The 25,083-nt window shown below is 46.8% G+C and carries 16 protein-coding genes; 7 read left to right on the top strand and 9 right to left on the bottom strand.

All coding sequences use genetic code 11. From position 1 onward, the window contains the following. Positions 1-9: 9 nt before the first annotated feature. Complete coding sequence (locus BN102_RS03940; RefSeq protein ID WP_019207789.1) at positions 10-837, bottom strand: glycogen/starch synthase; 828 nt, start codon at positions 835-837, stop codon at positions 10-12. A gap of 314 nt (positions 838-1,151) precedes the next feature. Between BN102_RS03940 and BN102_RS03935 the strand changes: the two genes are divergently transcribed. Then, positions 1,152-1,562 (top strand): hypothetical protein, encoded by a 411-nt coding sequence (locus tag BN102_RS03935; RefSeq protein WP_019207788.1) that lies wholly within the window; start codon positions 1,152-1,154, stop codon positions 1,560-1,562. A 77-nt stretch (positions 1,563-1,639) separates the two neighbouring features. Here the strand turns inward: BN102_RS03935 and nifJ are convergent, their stop codons facing one another. Both nifJ and BN102_RS03925 read right to left on the bottom strand, forming a co-directional pair. After that, on the bottom strand, positions 1,640-5,224 hold the full coding sequence (nifJ, locus tag BN102_RS03930) for a pyruvate:ferredoxin (flavodoxin) oxidoreductase (RefSeq protein WP_036787005.1): 3,585 nt from the start codon (positions 5,222-5,224) through the stop codon (positions 1,640-1,642). A gap of 37 nt (positions 5,225-5,261) precedes the next feature. After that, positions 5,262-6,437, bottom strand: a complete 1,176-nt coding sequence (locus BN102_RS03925; RefSeq protein WP_035456910.1) for an AAA family ATPase — start codon at positions 6,435-6,437, stop codon at positions 5,262-5,264. A gap of 465 nt (positions 6,438-6,902) precedes the next feature. On the opposite strand from BN102_RS03925, the gene BN102_RS11245 reads away from it, so the two are divergent. Both BN102_RS11245 and BN102_RS03910 read left to right on the top strand, forming a co-directional pair. Further along, complete coding sequence (locus BN102_RS11245; protein WP_156810923.1) at positions 6,903-9,971, top strand: collagen-like domain-containing protein; 3,069 nt, start codon at positions 6,903-6,905, stop codon at positions 9,969-9,971. After that, a complete protein-coding gene (locus BN102_RS03910) occupies positions 9,971-11,191 on the top strand; it encodes an OmpA family protein (RefSeq protein WP_019207784.1) in 1,221 nt (406 codons plus the stop codon). Before BN102_RS11245 ends, BN102_RS03910 begins: the two co-directional genes overlap by 1 nt. Before the next feature lie 203 nt (positions 11,192-11,394). Here BN102_RS03910 and BN102_RS03905 read toward each other — a convergent pair whose 3' ends face one another. Then, positions 11,395-12,807, bottom strand: coding sequence for an ATP-dependent DNA helicase (locus BN102_RS03905; protein WP_036787207.1), 1,413 nt, complete (start codon positions 12,805-12,807; stop codon positions 11,395-11,397). Positions 12,808-12,902: 95 nt separating this feature from the next. Here BN102_RS03905 and BN102_RS03900 point away from each other — a divergent pair, with 95 nt between their 5' ends. From BN102_RS03900 to BN102_RS03890, 3 genes are read left to right on the top strand one after another with little or no spacing between them, the layout of a single operon-like run. After that, positions 12,903-13,589 (top strand): hypothetical protein, encoded by a 687-nt coding sequence (locus BN102_RS03900; protein WP_019207782.1) that lies wholly within the window; start codon positions 12,903-12,905, stop codon positions 13,587-13,589. Between the two features lie 2 nt (positions 13,590-13,591). Then, positions 13,592-14,404, top strand: coding sequence for a DUF3822 family protein (locus BN102_RS03895; RefSeq protein ID WP_019207781.1), 813 nt, complete (start codon positions 13,592-13,594; stop codon positions 14,402-14,404). Continuing rightward, positions 14,395-14,982 (top strand): RsmD family RNA methyltransferase, encoded by a 588-nt coding sequence (locus BN102_RS03890; RefSeq protein WP_019207780.1) that lies wholly within the window; start codon positions 14,395-14,397, stop codon positions 14,980-14,982. The genes BN102_RS03895 and BN102_RS03890 overlap by 10 nt, the downstream gene beginning before the upstream one ends. On the opposite strand, the gene cls is transcribed toward BN102_RS03890, so the two are convergent. The 3 genes from cls to fabD form a co-directional block, all read right to left on the bottom strand. Beyond that, a complete protein-coding gene (gene cls, locus BN102_RS03885) occupies positions 14,921-16,357 on the bottom strand; it encodes a cardiolipin synthase (protein ID WP_019207779.1) in 1,437 nt (478 codons plus the stop codon). The genes BN102_RS03890 and cls overlap by 62 nt on opposite strands. 82 nt (positions 16,358-16,439) lie before the next feature. Further along, positions 16,440-17,945 carry a S41 family peptidase gene (locus BN102_RS03880; RefSeq protein WP_198006544.1) on the bottom strand — a complete coding sequence of 502 codons (1,506 nt, stop codon included), beginning with the start codon at positions 17,943-17,945 and terminating at the stop codon, positions 16,440-16,442. Positions 17,946-18,322: 377 nt separating this feature from the next. After that, positions 18,323-19,210: an ACP S-malonyltransferase gene (fabD, locus tag BN102_RS03875; protein ID WP_019207777.1), complete on the bottom strand. Its 888-nt coding sequence runs from the start codon at positions 19,208-19,210 to the stop codon at positions 18,323-18,325. A 266-nt stretch (positions 19,211-19,476) separates the two neighbouring features. On the opposite strand from fabD, the gene BN102_RS03870 reads away from it, so the two are divergent. Next, positions 19,477-20,814: a tetratricopeptide repeat protein gene (locus tag BN102_RS03870; RefSeq protein ID WP_019207775.1), complete on the top strand. Its 1,338-nt coding sequence runs from the start codon at positions 19,477-19,479 to the stop codon at positions 20,812-20,814. An 84-nt stretch (positions 20,815-20,898) separates the two neighbouring features. On the opposite strand, the gene BN102_RS03865 is transcribed toward BN102_RS03870, so the two are convergent. Then, positions 20,899-21,237 carry a hypothetical protein gene (locus BN102_RS03865; RefSeq protein ID WP_019207774.1) on the bottom strand — a complete coding sequence of 113 codons (339 nt, stop codon included), beginning with the start codon at positions 21,235-21,237 and terminating at the stop codon, positions 20,899-20,901. 82 nt (positions 21,238-21,319) lie between these two features. Next, the gene (locus tag BN102_RS03860) at positions 21,320-24,565 is read right to left on the bottom strand and encodes a PspA/IM30 family protein (RefSeq protein ID WP_019207773.1); all 3,246 of its coding nucleotides are present in this window, start codon (positions 24,563-24,565) and stop codon (positions 21,320-21,322) included. Between the last annotated feature and the right edge of the window lie 518 nt (positions 24,566-25,083).

Raw genomic sequence — 25,083 nt, 5'->3', positions numbered from 1 at the left:
CAAATTAGATTAATCTTCGGCGGTATCGCCGCTTACCCGTTGATAAAAATGTTCGAAAGCCGGCACGTACTCATCTTCGGGCTGATACGCCAGGAACGGAATGCCTTTTTCCTTGGCGAAAGCGATCGCGCGGTCGTCCACCTTCTCGCTGTTTTGGATCACGCCATCCGAATAAGAAATGGCCAGTTTGCACAATTCGGGATAATCGAACGGCGCTTTGATGATAGCCTGTATCTCTTTTTTCGTGATCCCTCGCATCAGCAACTTATCTACCAGATTTCCGCTGAACGGACGGTTGAAATTACTGCCGAACAAGGAATAGACAATCTTGCAGTTCCGGAAAACAGGTTCTTCCATATAGACCTTTTTAAGGTACATGGGCACGAAAGCACTCATCCATCCCTGACAATGCACGATATCGGGTATCCAGCGGAGTTTCTTCATCGTCTCGAGCACGCCGCGGGCATAGAAGATAGCCCGTTCGTCGTTATCGTCGTAATCCGCGCCATTTTCATCGACGGTCATCAATCTTTTCTGGAAGTAATCATCGTTATCGATAAAATAAACCTGCATACGGGCAGACTGAATGGAAGCCACCTTGATGATCAGAGGATGATCGGTATCGTCGATGATAAGATTCATGCCAGAAAGCCGGATAACCTCGTGCAATTGATTTCTTCGCTCATTCACAATGCCCCACTTCGGCATAAAAGTCCTAATCTCTCTGCCGCCATCCTGGACAGCCTGCGGCAAGTATCTTCCCATCTTGGCCATCTCGGACTCGGGCACATAAGGGGTTATTTCTTGCGTAATAAATAAAACCTTTTTTGCCTTCATGATCTCTATTCTCTGTTTAATGGACAAAGGTAGTAAAAAACGAGCATAAAAAGGTTTATTGAATCAAATTATTCCTAACGAAATGTTAAGAGGCGAGCATTTATCTCGGGAAAGAGATGCGAAATGACGAATCGACAGAAAGTTCTCCTCACCTTTTTTGTCGATGCAAGTTTTTTTGAGGAATAATGCTATAACTTTGTATCTACGTGAAAAACACCAAGTAATCTTTAACATAAGGCGGTCCAGGAAAGGAGGATATTCGACTGCAGGGATTGTTCGATTGTTTCGTATCATATTCACAAATAAACGATACTATGAAGAAAAGTTTATTGCTCGGTCTCTTTATCGGAGCGACGGTATTATCTTCTTGCACTAAAGAAAAAGGATTGTATTACGGGGAAAAGTTGAAGTTGAAAGGGACTTCATGGACGTGTCACGATAGGGCCCAATTGGCATTTGATAACAACGGCAATAATCAAATAAGTCTCCCGACAGCCGATTTGACTCTATCGTTCAACGACGACCACCTGGTACTGCACGGGGTAGAACGAAACGGAGATAAAGATACCACTTATACGTTAACGGGCGATTATCGGTATAAGCATCCCGACATTATTACGTTTAATTCGGATCAGGGAACGCTTCGATTGAAGGCTTTCTTCGGTAAAATCGCTTACGATGGCGGCGCGTTCTACCCCCGAAGACATGAATTTACCAAAGATTAGACTCAGTTTCTAAAATAAAATCAAGGTGTGCCAGCATCCACTGACACACCTTTCGTTACCCTGAATATAATATTCGTTTATCCGGCGGTTTCGAGACTCCAATCCTCCTGCGTTTTGCGGACATAGCTCTTGTAACGGAGCTGTGCCATGCGCTGTGCTTCGGCAAAGAGTTCTTCCGCTTCGTCAGGATAAGCTTTCTTCACGGAGAGGTAGCGCACTTCTCCCATCAGGAAGTCGTGGAATTTGCTCCAGTCCGGCTGCTTGGAATCCAGGTTGAAAGGGTTCTTCCCTTCGTCGGCGAGTTGCGGATTATATCTCCACAAGTGCCAGTAGCCGCATTCGACGGCGCGGGCTTCCTCCGCCTGACTGCGTCCCATACCGCCTTTTATCTTCAGGCCGTGATTGATACACGGTGCATAAGCGATCACGATGGAAGGTCCCGGATAAGCCTCGGCTTCCCGAATCGCTTTCAGACACTGAGCATTGTCGGCGCCCATGGCTATCTGTGCGGCATAGACGTACCCGTAAGTGGTGGCCATCAGACCCAGATCCTTCTTGCGGATCCGCTTTCCCTGAGCAGCGAACTGGGCGATGGCACCGAGGGGCGTAGCCTTGGACGACTGCCCGCCCGTATTGGAATACACTTCCGTGTCGAGCACGAGGATGTTCACGTCTTCGCCCGAGGCGACAACATGATCGAGGCCGCCGTAGCCGATATCGTAAGAAGCGCCGTCGCCACCGATGATCCACTGGCTCCTCTTAATCAGGTAGTGATCCAGCGTCTTCAATTCGGCACAGACCGGACAACCCGCTTCGGCACCGCTGGCAATATACGGTTTCAATAAGCCTGCCAGGCGTTTGGTTTCGTCGGCATCATTCCGCTTTTCAATCCATTCGGCAGCGAGCGCCTTGAATTCTTCCGGACAATCTTCGTGAGCCGTAGCCTCCTGCAACAGTGCAGCTACCCGCTCTTTCATCTTCTTGTTGCCGAGAGCCATTCCCATGCCGAATTCGCAGAAGTCCTCGAACAAGGAATTGTTGAATACCGGCCCTTGCCCGTTTTCGTTCTTGCAATAGGGAGTAGACGGAATAGAAGCCGAATAGATGGAAGAACACCCTGTGGCGTTGGCAATCATCTGACGGTCGCCGAACAATTGGGAGATCAGTTTGACATAAGGAGTCTCGCCGCAACCCGAACAAGCGCCCGAGAACTCGAACAACGGAGTAGCGAATTGAGAGTTCTTCACCGTCTGTTTGATATCTACCAGATGCTGTTTCGATTTCACATGCTTCATTAAATAATCCCAATGGGTATTTTCCTTCTTCATCTCTTCCGAATCGGGATTGAACGGAACCATAGTCAGTGCTTTTCCCGTCTTGGGATTGCCCGGACAAACATCGGCGCAGTTACCGCATCCTAAACAGTCCATCACGCTGGGTTGAATGCGGAAATGCATGCCTGCCAACGTCTTGGGAGCTTTGATGTCAAGGGTCTGTACGTCGACTCCCGCCAATTCTTCATCCGTTAAGACGAAAGGCCGGATAACGGCATGAGGACAAACGAAAGCGCATTTGTTGCACTGAATACAGTTATCCGCATTCCACAGAGGAACGAATGCTTCGACACCACGTTTTTCATAAGCGGCAGTACCCACATCCCAAGAGCCATCTACCGTATCGTGCTTCACGAAATCGGATACTTTCAATAAGTCGCCGCTCTGGGCATTGATCGGACGCACCAGCTCTTTGATGAATGCCGGAGCATCGTCCTCGGCTGTAGCTTCCTCCTTCAAATCGATCCAAGCCGGATCGACAGTCAATTTCTTATACTCGTCACCACGGTCAACGGCCGCATAGTTCTTATCGACTACGTCCTGCCCTTTGTTACCATAGGATTTGACGATGAATTTCTTCATCTGCTCCACAGCCAAATCTACCGGTATCACTTCCGTGATACGGAAAAAAGCGCTTTGCAGGATTGTATTCGTACGGTTGCCTAAACCGATTTCCTGAGCGATCTTCGTCGCATTGATGTAATAGACTGTAATATGGTTTTTAGCGAAATAGTGCTTCACCTTATCGGGAATGAATCTCACTAATTCTTCGCCCTCGAAGATCGTGTTCAACAGGAATGTTCCATTCTTCCGCAAACCACGGGTCACATCGTACATATTCAAGTAGGCTTGCACGTGGCAGGCCACGAAATTGGGGGTATTCACCTGGTAAGTGGAACGGATGGGGGTATCGCCGAAACGAAGATGCGAACAGGTAAAACCACCCGACTTCTTCGAGTCGTAGCTGAAGTACGCCTGACAGTGTTTGTCGGTGTTGTCGCCGATAATCTGCACCGAATTCTTGTTGGCCCCTACCGTTCCGTCGGCACCCAAACCGTAGAACTTGGCCTCGAACATCCCTTCACCGCCCATGGGGATTTCTTCGACAAAGGGGAGGGAGGTGAATGTCACATCGTCGACAATACCGATGGTAAAATGATTCTTTGGGGTGTTCAGTGCCAAATTGTTGAATACGGAAATAATCTGGGCGGGAGTCGTATCGCGAGATCCCAATCCATAACGACCGCCGACAATCAAAGGTTTATCCTCCACCTCGTAAAAGGCGCTCTTGACATCCAGATACAGCGGTTCGCCTTCGGCGCCCGGCTCTTTGGTGCGGTCGAGAACGGCAATACGCTTAACGGTTTTCGGGACGGCGGCCAAAAGGTGCTTCACCGAGAACGGCCGATACAAATGCACGCTGATCATTCCTACTTTCTCGCCCTGTTTATTCATATAATCGATCGCTTCGCGAGCAGCTTCCGTCGCAGATCCCATCAGGATAATCATACGATCGGCATCCTCGGCGCCATAATAGGAAAACAGATGATATTCGCGGCCGGTAATCGCACTGATCTTACCGAGCAAATCCTCCACCACTTCGGGCACGTTCTCGTAATAACCGTTGCTCGCTTCGCGATGAGTAAAAAACGTCTCGGGATTTTCCGCCGTTCCTCGAGTAACCGGACGCTCCGGAGTCAAAGCGCGATCGCGGAAATGTTTGACGTCCTCCATATCCAACAACGGACGAATATCTTCGGTATCGAGGCGCTCGATCTTATGATATTCATGAGAGGTGCGAAACCCGTCGAAGAAGTTCACAAAGGGGACGCACGTCTTCAAGGTCGCCAGATGAGGCACGGCCGTCAGGTCCATCACCTCCTGGACAGATCCCGAACAGAACAGGGCAAATCCGGTCTGGCGGCACGCCATCACGTCCTGATGATCGCCGAAGATACATAAGGCATGGGAAGCCAAGGTACGGGCGGATACATCAAATACGCAAGGAAGCAGTTCGCCAGCGATCTTATACATATTGGGAATCATTAACAACAGCCCTTGTGAAGCCGTAAAGGTAGTTGTCAAAGCTCCTGCCTGCAAAGAACCGTGCAATGCGCCAGCGGCGCCGCCTTCCGATTGCATTTCCTGCACGCTTACGGTCTGGCCGAAAAGGTTTTTACGACCTTTCGCTGCCCACTCGTCGACATGCTCCGCCATGGGCGACGACGGAGTAATAGGGTAGATCGCAGCAACTTCACTAAACATATAGCTTATGTGAGCAGCAGCTTCATTACCATCACAAGTGATCATTTTCTTTTGTTTAGTCATATATCATATAAGTAGTTAAATAAATAATAAATCTTCATCAATAAAGGAATCCGAACAACCAGAGAGGTATCTGATTTCCATGCCCTACCGACATGTTCCGAATGGCATAATAGATGTGCGAATTGTTCTTCGTCTTACCTTCGTCCATGGAAGTACGGAAATGAATACCGTTATCCACCGAGAAAGTGGCGCCTCGTTCGCCTTTACATATATCATGCCCTTTACACAGCGCATTCATTAAAAAGGTATCGAGCACGTCCTGCTTCTCGAACTTGACAGGATAAACGGCGTACATCAGGTTCGTATTGTGCATCATCAGTTTAGCCGGTTTCTTGGGGAAATTCTCTCCTTCGGGATAGATCAGCTTGATCAACCGGGCTTCCGAAAGATACTTGATATAGTTCATCACCGTAGCTCGAGAGGTTTGAATCTCTTTGGCCAGCTGACTGACGTTCGGAGCAACAGGCCCGTCGACGGCAACCAAATAAAGCAGTTTTTTTATCTTGGAAAGATACTTTAACTCAATCTGTTTAATGAGAAGGATATCGACTTCGATCATCATATTCATCGTCTTCACCAGATTCTCGGAGTAATTCCGGTTTTCCAAAAAAAAAGGATAAAAACCGTGATGCAGATAGGCGGTGAAATGATCCAGCGGCTTGGTATTCCGCAACACGGTCTCCGTAATTGCCCGATGATTCTCCAGAATTTCCTGCAACGTATAGGGATGGAAAGAATGTCCGGTTTGCAGATTCAAATACTCGCGGAAAGAAAAACCTCGAATATGGTACAATTTACAGATGCCTTTCAATTCGGGAAAATCTTCGAGCTGCATGACCGACGAGTTCGTAAATACGATCTTCAACGTAGGAAAACGGTCGTAACAAATCCGCAGGTCATGATTCCAATCCGGATATTTGAATACTTGATCAATCAGCAACACTTTCCCTCCATCGTTTACAAACTCATGAGCGAAATCGACCATCGTATGATTGGCAAAATAAAAATTGTTCATGTTGATATACAAACAGGAACGATCGTTACCGAATTTCTCCTTGGCATATTGTAAAAGGAAAGTCGTCTTCCCAATGCCTCTTGTGCCTTTTATGCCGATTAATCGGTCATTCCAATTGATTTCATCCATTAAGAGGCGCCGAACCGGAGCATCGGTATGTTCGACAAGGTAGTCGTGTGTGCGATAAAATGTTTCCATTTTCTGAAAAATACCAATTTGCATGCAAATGTAACAAACAAAAATATAATTGCAAAGCAGAGATTACAAAATAATGCTAATATTTTTCCTTCAGGCATGATTTTACCAATAATTCGATGTCATTCTTAGCATAAGAAGCGATTGAAATCCATGCCGTATGTTACAATGGCGGTATTCTTCATTTGATATTCCACATACTTCTCTACACCGCATAAAACAGAATGTTTCTATACAGATTTGCTAATTTTACAAACATTAATGCAAATAAACTTTCTAGATAAGATTTATATATGTAACTTTGCGCCCGAATTAAAAATTATGTTGATTTTATAACAATCTAAATGCGATTTTAGAACCGCATGTATGGATCGTAGGAGCCACGACAAAGGAATGACATTCTTAAATTAAATATAAACGATTCATTTTAATATAAACGATTCATTAACTAATGTTTAACAAAAAAGTATGAGAACTGTACAAGAATTTTTCCTGTCAATACTTGCATTCGTATTGATGGGTAGTCTCATGAATTCCTGCACGGACGTGGACATTACCATGCCTAAAGGACCAAAGGGAGACACTGGGCTATCGGCCTATGAATTTTGGAAAGAGAAAGTGACCGACGGTACCATCACCGATTGGCCGAAAGATCAGACAACCGAAACCGACTTCTTCAAGTATTTAAAAGGTAAGGACGGACAGAACGGCAAGAGTGCCTACGAAGTATGGAAACAAGAAATCGCTACGGGCAACGTAGACGACCCGCATCACCCGGGCCAGAAATGGAATCCTAACGACAACAAAACGAACGACTTCTGGCGTTTCCTCACCGGTGCTACAGGTGAGGACGGCCAAACACCGCACATCGGACAGAACGGTAATTGGTGGATCGGCAACATAGACACCAAGGTGCCTGCACGCGGCAAGGACGGTAAGGACGGCAAAGACGCCGTACCGCCGACAGTGACCATCGGCGAGAATGGCAATTGGTACATCGACGGTAAAGATACCGGAAAACCTTCGCGCGGAGAAAACGGGCAAAACGGACAGGACGGAAAAGACGGACAGGACGGAAAAGACGGAAAGAATGGAAAGAACGGACAGACGCCGACGGTAACTATCGGTGAGAACGGCAATTGGTACATTAACGGTGAAGACACCGGCAAACCTTCGAAAGGCGCAGACGGCAAATCGCCCGAAGTAGCCATCGGCGAGAACGGCAACTGGTACATCAACGGTAAAGACACCGGCAAACCGGCTTACGGTAAAAAAGGTAAAGACGGGAAAGACGGACAGAATGGAAAGAGCGCTTACCAGCTTTGGAAAGAGAGCGTGGAGGCCGGTTATAACGGAAGCGGACCAAAGGTAAAGGATCCGAAGAATCCGGCACAGAACTGGCCGAAAGACAAAGTAGGGCAATCCGATTTCTGGGAATACCTCAGAGGTGCCGACGGTAAAGACGGTAAGAGCGCATACGAGATATGGAAAGAGAAAGTGATCGATGGTACCATCGATTGGCCGAAGGATCACACCACCGTAGTCGACTTTTTCATGTACCTGAAAGGTAAAGATGGCAAGGACGGAAAAGACGGAAAGAGCGCCTACGAAGTATGGAAACAGGAAATCGCTACGGGCAACGTAGACGATCCGCATCATTCGGGTCAAAAATGGAAACCTGCCAACAATACGCTTGCCGACTTCTGGCACTTCCTCACCGGTGCTACGGGTGAAAACGGGCAAACGCCGCACATCGGCCAGAACGGCAACTGGTTCATCGGTACCTACGATACCGGAGTACCCGCACGCGGCAAGGATGGCAAAAATGGCAAAGACGCCGTACCGCCGACGGTAACTATCGGCCAAAACGGCAACTGGTTCATCGACGGCGTGGATACCGGCAAACCTTCGCGCGGAGAAAACGGGCAGAACGGTCAGAACGGTGCGACCCCGACTATCGGCCAGAACGGCAACTGGTACATTGACGGCGAAGATACCGGAGTACCTGCACGCGGTAAAGACGGCAAGTCGCCCGAAGTAGTCATCGGCAATAATAATAACTGGTGGATCAACGGTAAAGATACTGGTAAACCGGCTTATGGCAAAGACGGCAAGGATGGCAAAGACGGCAAAGACGGTAAGAGCGCATACCAGCTTTGGAAAGAAGAAGTAGAGGCCGGATGTGCAGGCACAGGCCCGAAGGTTAAACATCCTCACAAACCGAACGAAGACTGGCCATGCGACAAGACCACCCAAACCAACTTCTGGGAATATTTGAGCGGTAAAGACGGCACGAGCGCTATTATCGAGATTATCAAAGGAAAGTACAACGTCATCCCGCAATACTACAATGCCACGTCAGGTGAATACGTTTCTCCTCAGGACGGCAGCGTAACGTTCCAGGTATACGATAAGGAGGGAGAGAAAGCTCCTGCAAATTCTAAGGTAAAAGGATTGCCGGGAGTTCTCGATCAAACGAAAGTATTCACAACCGATGCCGAAGGCATTATCAAGGTGCCCAGAACGGATCTTCCCGACAAGTTGCCGGATGCTCAAAGACGGGGAACCGCTACGGTAACCATCAATGGAGTAACGGAAACATCGGCGAACAATACGTACGTGCCCAACAGGATCAATACCCGCATTCGGCTGACAAAAGTCGAACTGGGCGGTAACGGAGGACTTGCAACGTATCCTGACGCTTCTTGGATGACTGTGAATTATGCGTACGAACGCGAGGTAGACGGTACATGGACCACCTATCCCAATACGCTGCCACCGTACTCGATTCGAGTGATTCGAGTGGCAAATCCCGTACAAGCGTTCTCCGGCACCAATATCACGGATGATAATGACACGCATGCCAGATGGTTCCGAGCCTTAGAGAGTGCGCGGTCTCGAATCTATGTATACAGACCTCATATCTTATTAGCCGAAGAAGAGGCCGACTCGAATACCAATCCCAAGTTCAAGGATAGGAAGTGGGAAGGGCACGAAATGTATTGCGCATTCAAGGGAACAGCCTATTTCTATGGCGAAACGCCTGTTTCGGACATGGCGGTACTGATGCCACAAATATATCCTTACCCGAAATTGAAGGAGGGTAGCATTAAGTATTATCCCACTCCAATTCCCAACATCTGGGGAGAAGTCGATTTCAATTCCTGGAACTATCCTTTCTTCGAGAAGACTTTCACTCAATCAACGGATGGGAAACACTGGACCACCGCCCAAAAACAGAAAGCAGATCTACCCGCCGACTTCCCCGTATACGTCGCACTTCAAGCAATTATAGGAGGGACGGAAAATCTTGCACGTATCAAAGTTCCTAAGAATAAAGTGCGTTTCCAGCTGATCGGAGCATACGAGAACGGTCTCGTCTATGTTCATGACACCGGATACGGTTGGTATTATCGCAGCATGCATTACTACGTATTTAAGAAGGAAGGCACCAAATACTATCTGTTGAATCCAAGAGATTATTCCGACAAGTTCGAAGTGCCGATAGCAGAAATGCCCTCTAATTACTTAGATTAATGAACATAAAACAGAAAAAGAGCATGAAGAATATACTATTATCTCTATTGACATTCACTCTGCTGGGTCTTGTTTCGTTATCGGCACAAAATACCGGAGGGGAAGAAAGCATGGCTAATAAGCAACGCAAGCCCAAACGCGCTTGGGAAATCGGCGTAGGCGGCACGATGATCAACTGGGATCGCATATCGGTGACCGGTTTCCGCAGCACGCCCGAGCAATATCTGTATCACCTCAAGGTAAAGCATTTGCTGGGAGGAGCCAACCTGTACCTGGCCCGCGAGCTGAACCGATGGTTTTATCTCGACTTGCAGGGGACGATAGGCTTTGCCGGCAAGGAAGAAGGTACAGCCAACGAAAAGGACAAGAACAATTACACGCTGATGGGAGGCCTTGGCCTGCAGTTCCGTCTGAGTCCGCTTTTCAAGTCGAAGTATGTGGAACCCTACCTGCGCGTAGGAGGCAATGTATTGCACAAGAATTTCCTGACTACGGGTACCGGCGTATTCTATAACGATCCTACGGGCCAGGCCGGTTGGATTTCCGACGACGTTTGGAATAAACGAGGCTACTCGCACGACAAGAAAACCTGTTTCCCCGTATCATTAGGCGCCGGCGTGAACGCATGGCTCAACAATTCAGTGGGAGTGGGATTGCAAGGCGAATACCTGACTCCGTTCAAGAAGAATCTGCCGCGCTTCGCACAGATCACCATGCGAGTGATATGGCGTATCGGCGGACACGACAAACGTCCGACGCCCGTCGTGCGCTATGTCGAGATCGAAAAACCGGTAGACCGCATCGTCGAGAAGATCGTAGAAAAAGAGATGCTCGTCCCGGCTGAAACGCAACTGTGCGAACTGTTCAACAACGTCAACTTCGAATTCGATAAAGACGTGTTGACGGCCGAGTCGAAAACCATCCTCGAACAAGCCGCTCAGATGTTGAAGACTCGCAGCGACGCACGCTTCCTCATCACCGGTTATACGGACGCCCGCGGCAGCGACGCTTACAATTTAGACTTGTCTCGCCGCCGTGCGAAAGTCGTGGTCGACGAACTCGTGAAGAACGGCGTTCCCACCGAAATGCTGAAATCGCGCGGCGTGGGCAAACGCATTGCCGCCATGCCCGCCAGCGAAACGAACGGAGCACGCTTGGGCGATCGCAAGACGACCATCGAAAGAGTACTCCAAATGGAGTATTGGAATAAATTGCCATAGATCTTCGGATCTCTTGACTTAGTGTAAAGCGGCTGTGTCGAAAGGAACGTTTCGACACAGCCGCTTCGTTTTTCATTCTCTCAGTCATTTTACGGCAGCTCCCCGAACGCAGGGGAACAATTTTTGAAATTAACCGACTCCTCTTCCTGTCTGGACTGCTCCCAAAAAGTTAGACAAAAACTTTGGGGGACAGTTCACTTATTTCAATCGGTCGGGGGCCAATTCACCAAATAAAGTGTTTCGGTAGCTCGGGTAAAAGCCGTATACAGCCATCTGAAATAATCCGGGCCCAAGCTCTCGCCGATCAGATAACCCTGGTCCAAGAAAACATTCTTCCATTGGCCGCCTTGGGCTTTATGACACGTTACGGCATACGCGTATTTTACCTGCAAGGCATTGAAAAACGGATTGGATTTCATCTGCTGCATGCGCTCCTGTTTTCGAGGAATATCCGAATAATCCTCGAGAACCGCCTGGAATAATCGGTCGTTCTCGTCTCTGCTTAATGCCGGCGCATCCGTATGAAGCGTGTCCAACAACAACTTCGCATCAACCTCTTCGTCCTGATAGTCGGGAAAAGAAAGCGTCACGTCCATAAAGCGAAAACCGTACAAATGCTGTTCGTGCCGGATCCGCCGAACCATTGCGATATCGCCGTTGGCAATAAAGTCGAACACGGCGTGCCGTTCCGTCCAAAAATAACTATTCTTCACCACCATTAAGAAATCACCGGCGTTCAATTCTTCCGTACGATAGAGAATGGCGTTCCTGATACCGTTGTTATAGCTGTTCGCCCGTTTGTTCGACCGGGTGATGATCATCGTCTCGTCCATTCCCGCGTTCGCATAGCATTCCCCGATCTTCTCGATCAGCTCTTCGCCGCCGACGACGCGAACGTCTGGAAAATCGTTCAGACAGACAGACGGAAATGCGGAAAAATCCTGCATCGACAGATATTGCCTCAGAACAGTCGCGTTAAACAGGATACCCGATTGCTGCGACTGTCGGACGACCTCCGTCAGTTGTGCCGAATAAACTTCCAAACCATACCCTTTCAACACTTCCGCAGAAAGGGCGGGACTCTCCTCCTCGCCCACAGGAGGCAATTGAGCGGTATCGCCGATCAGCAGCAGTCGACATCCCTGCCCGCCATAAACGTACCGGACCAAATCGTCTAACAAACGTCCCGTTCCGAACGAAAGGCCCGACAAGTCGGCATTCGAAATCATGGAGGCCTCGTCTACGATAAACAACACATGTCGATTCAAATTAGTATCCAAGGCGAAATCGGACACATCGGCCGAGAAACGTCGCTGGCGATAAATGCATTTGTGAATCGTAAAGGCCGCATGCTCGGCGTAATGCGAGAATACCTTGGCAGCCCTCCCAGTGGGAGCCAGCAGGACGGACTTCCGCTTCCACGCATCCAACGCTTTTACCAAAGCGCCGACCAAGGAAGTCTTTCCCGTACCGGCATATCCTTTCAGCACGAAAACGGTATGATCTCGCCGGTCTACGAAAAACTCCGACAAGAGATCGATCGCCTTCTCCTGCTCCGAAGTTGGTTCATACTGAAAAAATTCTTTAATTTGCCGTATCAAAAAGTTATTTATCATCATTGACCATTAAAAAAGTAAAGGATTCATGCAATATTCAATTTATTTATTCTATTTTTGCGATACGAATATAAACTAAAAAACACATACTTATCATGAAAACTGTTATTAATGTTATTTTGGCTCTCTGTACCATCGGATTGGTATACGTGTGCTATGGGAGCATCATGGGGCCGATCAACTTCGACAAACAAAAAAAGATGAGAGACAATCACGTGATAGCGCGCCTGATTGACATTCGGAAGGCTCAGTTGGAGTATCGTACCCTTCACGAGGGCAAATATACGGCAAGTTTCGATACACTGATAGACTTCGTGAAGACGGCGAAATTACCGTTTGTAAAAAAAGTCGGTATCTTGACGGACGACCAGCTGGAGAAAGGAATGACCGAAAAGAAAGCCATTGCCTTGATCAACAAAGCGAAGAAAACCGGAAAGTGGAAAGAAGTGGAAGCGGCCGGATTAAAAGACTTCAGCCGGGATACGGTGTGGATAGCCGTTACGGATACCATCTTCAAAAAAGGATTCAATCCCGATTCTCTGCGCTATGTCCCTTTCGGCAACGGTGCTGAGTTCGAAATGGCTGTCCGCAGCGACACGACTAAATCGGGCGCTCCGCTGAACCTCTTCCAGGCTCAGACTCCGTACGACACCTATTTGAGCGGTTTGAATGCACAAGAGCTTATCAACCTCAAAGATATTCAAACCAAATTAGGCAAATACTGCGGCTTGAGAGTGGGCAGTATCGAAGAGCCGAACAATAACGCCGGTAACTGGGAATAACCATGAACGGAATCGATTTCACGAAATCAGATCAATACCTTTTATCCATCCGCTTGAGTGCGGATGGATTTTCTTTTTCCATTTTCAACCCTCGTTCGGAAGGGGAATTCTTTTTCAAGCCCTATGCCGTCGACAGCACATACTCCCTGACAGCGAACATAAAAGAGATGCTGGCTTCGTCGGAAATTTTCCGGCATACTTACGGGCAAACGTATGTGCTGACCGACACCCCCCGCTTCACCCTCGTCCCGTTCGAGTTGTTCGAAGACGACGAGATGGAAGAGCTGTTCTACTGCAACTTCGGCCGCACGGACAATGAGATCGTTCTCTGCAATATTCTCGGAAAGAGCAACGTGGTCGTCCTCTTCGGGATGAACAAGCACGCTCACCAACTGTTGAACGATTTTTTTCCTCATTCCAAGTATTTTGCCACCTCGAGTCCGCTGATCGACTATTTTCATAAAAAAAGCCGCTTGAACAATAAGCGCCTCTTCATCTACTTGCAGAAACAAATCATGCATGTATTCGGCTACGACGGCAAACGCCTGCTGTTGACCAATTCCTTCGCCTGCGAACAGGATGCAGACCGCATCTATTACCTACTGCATCTCTGGAAACAATCGGAATTCGATGTCGAGGTCGACGAATTGTTCCTCACAGGCGAGGTTCCCGAAAAAGAGGCACTGAGGGAAGGATTACAAACATATATACGGAACGTGTCCGTCGTTCACCCAAGTTCCGAATTCACCTGCTCTGCGATCACCCGACGGCAAGATGTTCCTTTCGACCTGCAAACGTTACTGGCATGCGAGTAGTCAGCGGCATATACAGAGGAAGACACTTCGAAATACCGCACACCTTCAAGGCTCGTCCGACGACGGATTTCGCTAAAGAAAACCTGTTCAACGTGCTCGGAAACTATATCGACTTCGCCGACGGTATCAGTGCCTTGGATTTGTTTTCCGGCACGGGAAGCATCAGTATCGAACTGCTTTCGCGGGGGTGCGATCGGGTCGTATCCGTTGAAAACGATTCGCAGCATCTCGCTTTCATCCGCAAAATCGTGAAAACAGTGCAGACCGACCGATGCGTTCCACTTCGCGCCGACGCCCTCCGATATATCGAAAGATGTCGAGAACAGTTCGATTTTATCTTTGCCGATCCGCCTTACACCCTGAAAGCGCTGCCTACCATTCCGGATCTCATCTTCGAGCACTGCTTATTAAAATCTGAAGGCATCTTCGTCTTGGAACACGGGAAAAACGACCGGTTCGACACAAGTCCGCATTTTATCGAACATCGCAGCTACGGGAGCGTGAATTTCTCCATTTTCAAAGCAAAGGCGAAATCAGCCGAAGAACCGATTCACCCAACTTCTGATACCACGGTCTGAGTGCCCATTGTTTGGGCTGAAGCAACGTGGAAGATTCCTGATCTTTCAGAAAAATCGCCTTGCAAGCCAACGCCGAAGGACGATCGTAGAGAAACGCGTTCACTTCGAAATTATGTTCCAAGCTGCGGAAATCCATATTCGTAGAACCGATGGTCGACAGCTGATCGTCGCAGACCATCAGCTTGGAATGCAAGAAACCTTTTTCGTAAAAATAGATCTTCACTCCCGCCCGCATCATATCGTCCAGGTAAGAGAACGAGGCCAAGTGGGTAAGTATGGTGTCTGCCTTTCTCGGAATCATGATCCGAACGTCCGTACCGGCCAGCGCAATGGTCTTCAGTGCTGTCTGTATCGATTCCGGCGGGAGGAAATAGGGTGACTGAAGATAAAAGTAGGTATGGGCATTGGTGATGGCCAGCAACAATCCTTGCATAATATCGCGCCACTCTCCTATCGGATCGGACGTGACAATCTGAATCAAGGCCTTTCCAGTAGCTGAAACCTCGGGGAAATATCTCGAGGAAGTGATCAAGGTTCGATCCATCGCATACCAATCCGTAAGAAAGACCGTCTGAAGCCCGTACACGGCTTTTCCTTCTATCTGGATCTGGGTATCCTTCCATTGACCCCAATCCAATCCCCGCACATAACGCAAAGCCAAATTCATTCCTCCCGTGAAACCAACTCGACCGTCGATCACTGCGATCTTACGATGGTTGCGGTAATTTACCTTACTGGTAAAAAGCGGGAAACGGACTTTCAGGAATCCTCTCACCTCAACGCCTCCTTCTAACATCTTTTCAAAAAATCGCCGGCCGACACGCCAACAGCCCACGTCATCGTAAATGACGCGCACCTCCACGCCCTCTCCGGCTTTATCGATCAAAGCGTCCCGGACCAACCGGCCGACCGGATCGTCCTCGAACTTAAAAAATTCGATATGGATATGATGCTTCGCCTCGCCGATCGCATGCAGCAGCGAGAGCAACATGGAAGCGCCGTCGGTATAAATTCGTATTTGATTATCGGCAAACGGGAGCGCCTTATTGAGATGACGGAAGAAATGCATCAAATGATACTGCTCCCAAGGATATTTAAATGATTTCTGCGCCTGAAACTCCTCCATCGGATATCTCGTCAGGCGGGCGAAACCGCTCTCGCTGATCAATCTCTCCTTTCTGTCTTTACGTCCGAAGAAGAAATAGAAAATCAGTCCTAAAAGGGGAATAAAGATGAATACCAATACCCAGGCCAATGTTTTGACAGGGTCTCGGTTATCCAAGACTATGACAATGATTGTACCCACTATCAGAGCAAGATAGATCAGATCAAATGCAGTAGAAAAAAATTGATGAAATAGTCCCCATTCTATCATGACATTCCTCCTCAAAGACCGAACGAACCTGTTTCCTCCCGGCAACAGTTTGCATTCGTCAGTTGCCGATGAGGAGTCCGATTTATTCGTTCATCGACAGTTTATCCCACATAAAACCGATTCTTAATCCGAAAGTTTTCCTCTTAGGCGTTTCCAGACTTTTCCCGACAAGCAGTCGATCGATCGCGCGAGTCGATACGGGGATTGTGAAATCCGTCTTACCGGCACGTACCAAAGCGGCACGAAGCATAGTCTCATTTTCATCCCCCAGCTGACAACCATCGAAAGGATCATCTCCTATGTTGTAATCGGGAACGAATCCATTCGGACGGGAAGCATTGTTTCCGTCCTTATCCGCAAAGGTAGAAACCATCACATAGATCCCCCAGTTTTTATTTTCCGACGGTACGTTTTCAGCGACTTCTTCCGTAGAAATCAACCACCCCGTACAATACTTACCATGGCTATTCTGACCAATCTTATCGACAGCGACATAAGGCGACAGCCCTACTAACAAGCCCTCGGAAGCAGAAGCTGTGCCCCCGGTTATAATAGCGTAAACTTTCTTCGGACTCAATATGGCATCCGCAATCGATACTTCCGTATAGTTCTCACCATCACTCGTAACTTTATGGGTCGTGTTAAAATAAGTGTTTAAATCTTTATCTTTCGATTTATAATATTCCGTCATTTGCGCATTATAGACTTCCGTATGGAAAACGTGACGCCCCGTCACGTCGCTTTCCGGAGCTAACAACGAACCGAGCAATTCTTCCGTCGATACATAACCTCCACCATTATAACGTAAATCCAAAATCAACTCTTCTACACTCTCATTCTTAAACTTTTTACAGATATCAATAAGCGCTTGTGCTGACTTCAAATCAAAAGAAGAATAAGCCAAATAACCTACCTTCTTACCTCCGCAATCGAAAGAGGCACTGGCCAGGATAGGATCTTCGTACATCCTGACGGCAATCAAATCATGCGTAATGCCGTTGGAAGAAATGGTATTGGTTTCCTGGTTCAACGTCCCCATCCCGACTTTGATGGACGAACTATAGTAAGCGGTCACATAATTAGATGTGGTAATACTATTTCCATTCAATGTCAAAATAATATCGCCGCGTTTTATACCTGCCTTTTCAGCCGGGCTATTTTTAAAAACAAAATTTACGACAAAGAAAACCTTATCGTTGCTATCTCTGAAACGATAAGGAGTCAGATCATACCCGAAAGTGGTCTCGACACCTTGGGTACTATTCTTCCACGAACTGATGTCGTTAGTCAATTCCGTCCACTTATCCACGTCCACGCCCGACGTCGTGACACCGTTATTGTATCGTATTTTTCTGACGACGGCAATCGGAGAAGTACAAGTATCGACATTCAATCGTTCGATCCCGGAAGCGATTTCCGAAGTCCAGAGATAAAAAGTAGATAGCATTTCCTTTGCAAAACTCGTAGCATACTTAATTTCGCTGCTGATCGATACACCCGGAGTTATCGGATTCTCTACTTTTTCTTTACTACATCCGCAAAATACGATCACCCCAGACAGAAACCCTATAGAAATAAATTTTTTCATGTTCATTATCCTTTTCATCAGTTTACATCCGCTAAATAACACATTTTTTATCAGGGAACCATATATTATTACTTTAAAAAGATATACTTTCTGTATTTGTAATATCCCCAAAGGACGTACAAACATCATTACAGACAAAAGGATAAAGAGAACACAGGCTAAAATCAACTCAAAGCCGAAAGAAAAATTAAACTTTTGGCACCCCTTCACCTGTTTTACAACTATTATCCCTAATAGTACACTGGCTGGTTAACTCTTTACTCCCTTCCAATCGTTCGTTCGAGACAGTTGTTGCGGAACGACTGAAGGGTTAAAGAAAAAAGCGATGCGCCAAAACTCCTATATCGATGCAACGCTTTCATTCTGTGAGACGATTTTCACGCTATCCCATGAACTGTTACGTCCTTATTGATATGAGCAATCATCCCCTGCAGAGCCTTACCCGGTCCGCATTCCGTAAAGTCGGTGGCTCCGTCGGCAATCATATTCTGAACGCAAGCCGTCCAACGTACGGCGGATGTGAGCTGAGCGATCAGATTGACTTTGATTTCTGCCGGATCCGTATGCGGTTTTCCATCGACATTTTGATAGACGGGGCAACGAGGGATGTCGATAAGAGTCTTTTCGATGGCGGCTTGCAGTTCTTCTTTAGCAGGCTGCATCAACGGGGAATGAAATGCGCCGCCCACCTTCAGCACCAATGCGCGTTTGGCTCCTGCAGCTTTCAGCTTCTCGCAAGCGACTTCTAAAGCGCCAACGTTTCCGCTGATGACTAATTGCCCTGGACAATTATAGTTGGCTGGGACGCAGACGGCAGACGACTTGTCGACTTCTGCACAGACGGCCTCGACTGTCTCGTCGGGCAGTCCGATGATGGCAGCCATCGTCGAAGGAGCAGCCTCGCATGCTTTCTGCATAGCCATCGCTCTGGCGTACACCAACTTCAAACCGTCTTCGAACGTAAGGGCCCCGGCAGCGACCAAGGCCGAGAATTCTCCCAACGAATGGCCGGCCGTCATGTCCGGCTTAAAAGCCTCGCCCATGCAAAACGCTGAGATGACCGAATGGAGGAAAACGGCCGGCTGAGTAACTTTAGTCTGACGAAGGTCTTCGTCCGTACCGTTGAACATAATATCTGTAATGCCGTATCCTAAAATGGCGTTGGCTTTTTCAAAGAGTTTCTTCGCCAAAACGGAACGGTCGTAGAGGTCCTTCCCCATTCTCGGGAACTGAGCTCCCTGACCAGGAAATACAAATGCTTTCATTTTCTTATAAATTGATTGTTGAATAATCGTCGCAAAGATAAATTATTTCGCACGCATATACAAGATTTCACGACCTTATCAGGCAATATAAAGAATGTTACAGACTCTTTGACATCAATTAACTGAGAATATCACAAATACTTACTGTTCGCCCTTTATTCGACGATTCGCAGGAGGGCGACGGTCGAAGGATACCGGAAGCCTCTTCTCTTTTCATCGTTTGCCAAAGTTTTGTTATTTTTGTCGAACACTTAAATAACGAAAAGATGAAGAAAAGAATTTATTGGACAATACTTTCCCTATGGATAACTCTGCCTCTATCTGCTCAACAGGAGAGCGAACCGTACGACGTTCAGGTTCTACAAACTGCGATCGGCCGAGCGATGGATGAATTCGACTATGAACTTGTGATCGAAAAGATTCCTGTCGATACGCAGGATTCACTGTTGTTGACCTATAGGGCAAAGGCGCTGATGGCGATGAACCGCTATAAAGAAGCCGTCTTGATTTGGGAGATGTTGAATCGGCCGCCTCTGAACGTACAAACCTTGGTGCATATCGGCGATTGTTACAGGACGATGGGAAACTATATGCAGGCTGCCGAAGCTTATCGGCAGGCTATCGAGTTGAAGCCGGACAACAAGTACTTCCGCTCGCTGCATATCCGCTCCTTACTCTATGCGACCGACTATCGAAAAGCGGTGGAAGCCTCCCATGACTGGTTGGATCGGGATTCCACATCGGCCGAAGGGTTTAAATTCCTCGGCATGGCTTACGAAGGGTTAGAAGATGCCACTAACGCCTTCTTTGCTTATAACAAGGCTTATCGACTGGATTCGCTCGATCAACAGACGGTAGCTCTTGTGGCGAGTATCTTCAACAATAATAGTCAATTTCAGGATGCGATCGACGTGACGGAAACATATCGATCGACGGATACGACCGGCATGGACGTAAACCGTCAGAACGCCAAAGCATATTGCATGCTCCGCGAATATAAAACGGCTGTGAAACGTTATGAGAGTCTGAAAGCCTCCGGCGACCGAAGTTTTACGACTTATTATTATTTAGGTATTTCGCATTACGGCGACAATTGGTATTACGGAGCTTACGAGAACCTGAAAGAAGCTCATCGTTTAAGTCCGAACGATATCAATGTGCTTTATTATTATGGGTTGGCAGCTTCGTATACTTCCTGGAAAAAAGAGGGTGCCGAGCTGTTAGCCAAAGCGGTGAAACTGGCCGTACCGACCGATAGTCTGATGATGAAGCTCTACGATGCTTCAGCAGGCTGTTACGCTCGAGCCGGACTTCCAGAAGAGAGCATCGACATGTTGCATCATTTGCATCGTCTTACAAATAATTATGTCGTCTATTTCCGCATCGCCCAACAATACGATGCGATGAAAAACTATAAGCAGGCCGCCGTCTATTATGAAAAATACATGGCCGCCGTGCCGGAAAACAAGCGGATGGTCCGTAAGGAAGACGGTTCTGTGGCAGAGGATGCAATGACCAATTATCAGTGGGTAGAACGTCGTATCAGGGAGATCAGGGAAGAACAGTTTTTCAAAGAAGGATTCCCAGAAGGAAATCAGAAGTGATCTTCCCCCATTATATAAGAGAATGCGACTGCGCCAAAACTTTTATGTTGACGCAGTCGCATTCTCTTTGTATTGGATCGGTGATCAGTCTTCGTACGTAACGGTTAATCCCATCGAGTCGTTATCCATTTGGCGACGGCTCCGGTAAATCTTACCGTTTTTCAAGTAATAGTAGGCCTGATTCCCAGCAAACTCGATATTCACCCATTCGTCATCGCCGTCTTCGACTATTTTCCATTTGCTATTGTAGGTCGTCCCGTCAGGGAATATGAGCAAGGTGGTCGAATCCCCATTCAATTCGAATCGGATGCTGTCTTCCGTCATGAATTTGCCGGCGTACGCATGGTTTGTTTTCGAAGAGTTGCTGCAACCGCATAGTGCAATTACACTGACAACTAAAATAATCCCAAATAATTTTTTCATCTTTTTATTTTTGCTTGCTATGAATTAAAAAGAGAGTGTTCCGCAAGGGAACACCCTCTTCATGAGTTTATCTTATCCGTTATTATTTACCCGGATTGTAAGTACCCTTGTTACCCTTGACGAGCACTTCTTTGTAGACTACGAATGTCTTCCACTTGTAACCGTAAGTTACAGGAATGTACATCTTGTAATCCCAGTTCACCGGAGTACCGCTGTAGTTGTGGTAAGTCAATTTCTCGGCATTTACGTTGCTCGGAGTAGCCACAACCTTGGTGTTGGATGGCATCGGGCCGTCCTTTACCCCGTCGGTAGGAATCAAGTTACCGCCAACGAGCTTCAAGTTGGTCTTGATGTTCTCCACATCCCAGATAGCATCTTCAGCTTCGTAGAAGTCGCCCAATTCTTCAGCCAAGTTCGTCGGAGCATTCTTTACTTTCGGTTTGACCACCGGATAGTAGTTGCCATTTTCGTCGGCATTCCAAGAAATATACTTGTTGGCTTCTTTCACGTCGATAGTGCTACCGCCGATTGTTGCATCCGTAAAATTATCGGTCTTCGGATTGTTGTGTTTCAACGGCTCGATAATAAATGCATCGTAAGCCTTGATCACTACCAAGTGCGCATACTTCGCTGCTACGGGATGAGTGTTCATATCGTTGCAGAGATCTGCCACCATTTTGATAGGAACGTACTCGCCTACGATAGCTTTAGCAGCTTCGGTCGGGAACGATACATTGTCCCCATCCTTAGCCCACGGTGCATGTGTCGGGTTTGCTTCTTGCAACTTGATGTTGTAGGTCAATTCGGCAGCATTCAACTGGTTGGGCTCGTAGTTAACGATCGTCGCAGCCAATTCGTTGTTGATGTACAATTTCGGCTCTTTTGTATCATTATCCTTTACCGTAGCTCTCAGCTTCTTGATGGTCTTGGTAGCCTTGTCGTAGTAGCTGTATACGTAAGCAGCGCCCTTCTGCAATTTATCGACATCGTAAACGAAGCGAACGCCTTCTTTCGCATAGCTGAGGTAATGATTCTTCGTGCGGTCAACACCCTTGAATCCGGATGGTACATTCTGGTAGTCAGCAGCGTAATAGTACTTGTTGCCGGTCTTGTAGGTGAACGTACCGTTTACTAATGTACGGTCTACCGTGAAGTAGATAGCGCCGTCGGCACCGGTAGTCGGTTTCTTACCCATATCATCCAAGAACCCGTTCAACAGGTCGGTGTAGATGTTACAAGTAGGATTGTTCTTCGTGTTGGGTGCCCAAGCCGGATTAGCTTCTTGCGTTTTGTAAACGATCGGGTTCACGTTGAAGATGTTCCATTCGCCGTTATTCCTCCAGTAGCGGCCGTCATACCCCCAAAGGATGAATTCCGGTTTGTAGATCTTCTTCGTAACGGTAATAACCAAGGTATTGCTTGTACCGCTCTTCCAGTAGAATGTCTTCGTGAATTCCATCGGTTTGGTGTTGTTCCAAGCTTCCCAATTCGGATATTTTTTCACGAGGTCGGCGTGAGTGATCGTCCATTCGATGTTATAGGACTCTACATCGCCTTCCGTATTCTTGAGCAATTTAACTTTACCCCAATCAGCTGCGTCATTCGGATCGAAACCTGAATCCAAATAAGTTGCATGGAATTCAGCTTTCGTCATACCGCCTTCTTTCACTTTATCGTAGATATATACGTTCATCATTTCTGTACCAATGATGTTCTTGTAGTCGATACATTCGTACAGCGATGCCGGGAAGTCGACAGGAAGTTTGGTTTCACCTACTTCTTTCACCCATTTCACTTTGATGTAACGGATGGCAATCAGGTGGTTGTTTACTATATCCCATAATTCAGCGCGAACAATAGGCTCACGACCTACAGCTGTAGCAGAACCACCGTCAATGGTATAAACTCTCGAAGTCATGATACCGTCTTTGGTTACATCGGCGAATTTCTGCTGGTCGGTCTTGTTGGAGTTGCCTTCAGGACCGCCTAAGGTGATATAAGGAGCTTTTGCTAAGTAGAAACGATAACCCAAACCGTAGTCAGCGTAATTATCCAATCTCTGATGACGAGCATGTCCGTCTGCAGCATCTACATCGTTCACACATACGGTCACCCATTTCTTCAAATCGAGTTCTTTGTTGTAATCAGCCTTGATGTCGACGTATCTGTCAACTTCCGATTCGTAAGCGCAGATAGAATCGTGATAGTGTACGAATAAACCGTCTTTGCCGATTGCCGGATCGGAGGTTATTTCGATTTCATCGGCAAACTTATTCACGTTATTCTTGAATGTGGATTTTGCATGAGCAATGTACGGAGCCTTGAAGAGTTCTTCCACCCGTACGTATTCAGAATTTACATAAGCTTCTTTTTCGCCTTCTACCAAGTTTGCTTTAGCGATAGGTGTTTTCAAAGAAACCATCGTGAATGTCTCTTCACCGCTGGCATGAGCACTGCCTTTGGTAGAAATGCGGCCAGTAACGGTCTTCTTATATTGTACTTCCAACACATTCTTGTCGATGTTATAAGCAGTCGGCTTGATGGGGGTGTTGAGCTGGGTCATATCCGTTCTCGTGATATTCTTGGAAGTAATGCTCTGGAACGAAGGCATGGTAATGTCCTGATTACGAACCCCCATATTGGGGCTTACATGGAAGTAAGCTTTGTTCTTTTCCGTAGAGATGTATACTTCTTTAGCCTGTGCAATTCCTGTATGGTCGAGCATTGGACGGCTGTCGTGATCATGCTTGTACATGACTTCGTGTTTCGGCCAAGCGAGATATTCTTGTGGAGTATACTGCAAAGAAGTCAATGTGATCGCTGCAATACCGTTGATGTGTGCGGTAGGGATCACAGCCAACGTTGTGAGACGGTGGCCGACAATGGTAGACACTTTAGCAGTCAAAGTATCTACTTTGGTACTTAACTTCTTCAATTCCTCTGAGGTCGTTCCCGAACCGATTGCTGCGATTTGTGCTTTCAACGCAGCAATCTCTTTTTCAACGGATTCAACGGTGGCCAATTTGTCAATTTGGTCCTGCAATTCTTTCTTCAACTTCGTCAAATCCTCCCCTGAAGCAGCTTTTCCCGCAGCATCCAAAGCTTCCTGAGCTTTAGTTTTAGCTTCGCTGGCTTCAGTTTTAGCGCTGGCAATGGATGTTTCCAATGCCGTGACCTTTGAAGTCAACTCCTCAGCTGAAGCTTTTTTGTCAATTTGCGCCTGTAAGTCTTTGATGTCATCATCGTAGTCCTTACAAGATACAAATGTTCCTGTAGAAGCTAACAAGAAAGCCCCAAACAGGATTGCACTTAAAAACTTTTTTTTCATAACAAAAACTTTTAATTAATAAATTTAAAAATAAAAAGTATATTTCTCATCTATTTCAATTCCTATGCGCCTTTAAGCGCTATAGCCCTTCATAGCTTTTGAATATATATATGGTACGCTTTTTACGTTGCAAACATAAATGTTTTTCCATAAATAAGCAAATAATAAGACTTTTTTTTTATAATAAATCAAAAAAAATACCCCTATGGAGGGATTACGGGCCCGTTTGGATCGCTTCTCCCTTCCAACATATGGTTTCTCTTTATATATAAAGGTGTATTCTTCATCCTATTTACAGGTTCTTGTATGTCTTTCATTTCATCAGTAATAGCAATAATAAGACTTTTAATATTTTAAATAATTTATTTTAATCGGTTTTGGATAGTATATGAATCTTTTTAAAAGATAGGCGTAAGATAACGAGTTTTTATAATCCGACAAAACAAATAGATATTTTTTTGAACTTAAAGTTATTTTTTTAATGTATATCCACATTTAATGGCTAATACTCTAATAAT

It is taken from the genome of Phocaeicola abscessus CCUG 55929 (assembly GCF_000312445.1).
GTDB lineage: Bacteria > Bacteroidota > Bacteroidia > Bacteroidales > Bacteroidaceae > Phocaeicola > Phocaeicola abscessus.
This window is presented reverse-complemented; position numbering and strand designations above follow the sequence as displayed.

Coding starts and splice junctions, on each gene's coding strand:
- BN102_RS03940 (WP_019207789.1), bottom strand. CDS start 837: ATGAAGGCAAAAAAGGTTTTATTTATTACGCAAGAAATAACCCCTTAT.
- BN102_RS03935 (WP_019207788.1), top strand. CDS start 1,152: ATGAAGAAAAGTTTATTGCTCGGTCTCTTTATCGGAGCGACGGTATTA.
- nifJ (WP_036787005.1), bottom strand. CDS start 5,224: ATGACTAAACAAAAGAAAATGATCACTTGTGATGGTAATGAAGCTGCT.
- BN102_RS03925 (WP_035456910.1), bottom strand. CDS start 6,437: ATGGAAACATTTTATCGCACACACGACTACCTTGTCGAACATACCGAT.
- BN102_RS11245 (WP_156810923.1), top strand. CDS start 6,903: ATGAGAACTGTACAAGAATTTTTCCTGTCAATACTTGCATTCGTATTG.
- BN102_RS03910 (WP_019207784.1), top strand. CDS start 9,971: ATGAACATAAAACAGAAAAAGAGCATGAAGAATATACTATTATCTCTA.
- BN102_RS03905 (WP_036787207.1), bottom strand. CDS start 12,807: ATGATAAATAACTTTTTGATACGGCAAATTAAAGAATTTTTTCAGTAT.
- BN102_RS03900 (WP_019207782.1), top strand. CDS start 12,903: ATGAAAACTGTTATTAATGTTATTTTGGCTCTCTGTACCATCGGATTG.
- BN102_RS03895 (WP_019207781.1), top strand. CDS start 13,592: ATGAACGGAATCGATTTCACGAAATCAGATCAATACCTTTTATCCATC.
- BN102_RS03890 (WP_019207780.1), top strand. CDS start 14,395: ATGCGAGTAGTCAGCGGCATATACAGAGGAAGACACTTCGAAATACCG.
- cls (WP_019207779.1), bottom strand. CDS start 16,357: ATGATAGAATGGGGACTATTTCATCAATTTTTTTCTACTGCATTTGAT.
- BN102_RS03880 (WP_198006544.1), bottom strand. CDS start 17,945: ATGAAAAAATTTATTTCTATAGGGTTTCTGTCTGGGGTGATCGTATTT.
- fabD (WP_019207777.1), bottom strand. CDS start 19,210: ATGAAAGCATTTGTATTTCCTGGTCAGGGAGCTCAGTTCCCGAGAATG.
- BN102_RS03870 (WP_019207775.1), top strand. CDS start 19,477: ATGAAGAAAAGAATTTATTGGACAATACTTTCCCTATGGATAACTCTG.
- BN102_RS03865 (WP_019207774.1), bottom strand. CDS start 21,237: ATGAAAAAATTATTTGGGATTATTTTAGTTGTCAGTGTAATTGCACTA.
- BN102_RS03860 (WP_019207773.1), bottom strand. CDS start 24,565: ATGAAAAAAAAGTTTTTAAGTGCAATCCTGTTTGGGGCTTTCTTGTTA.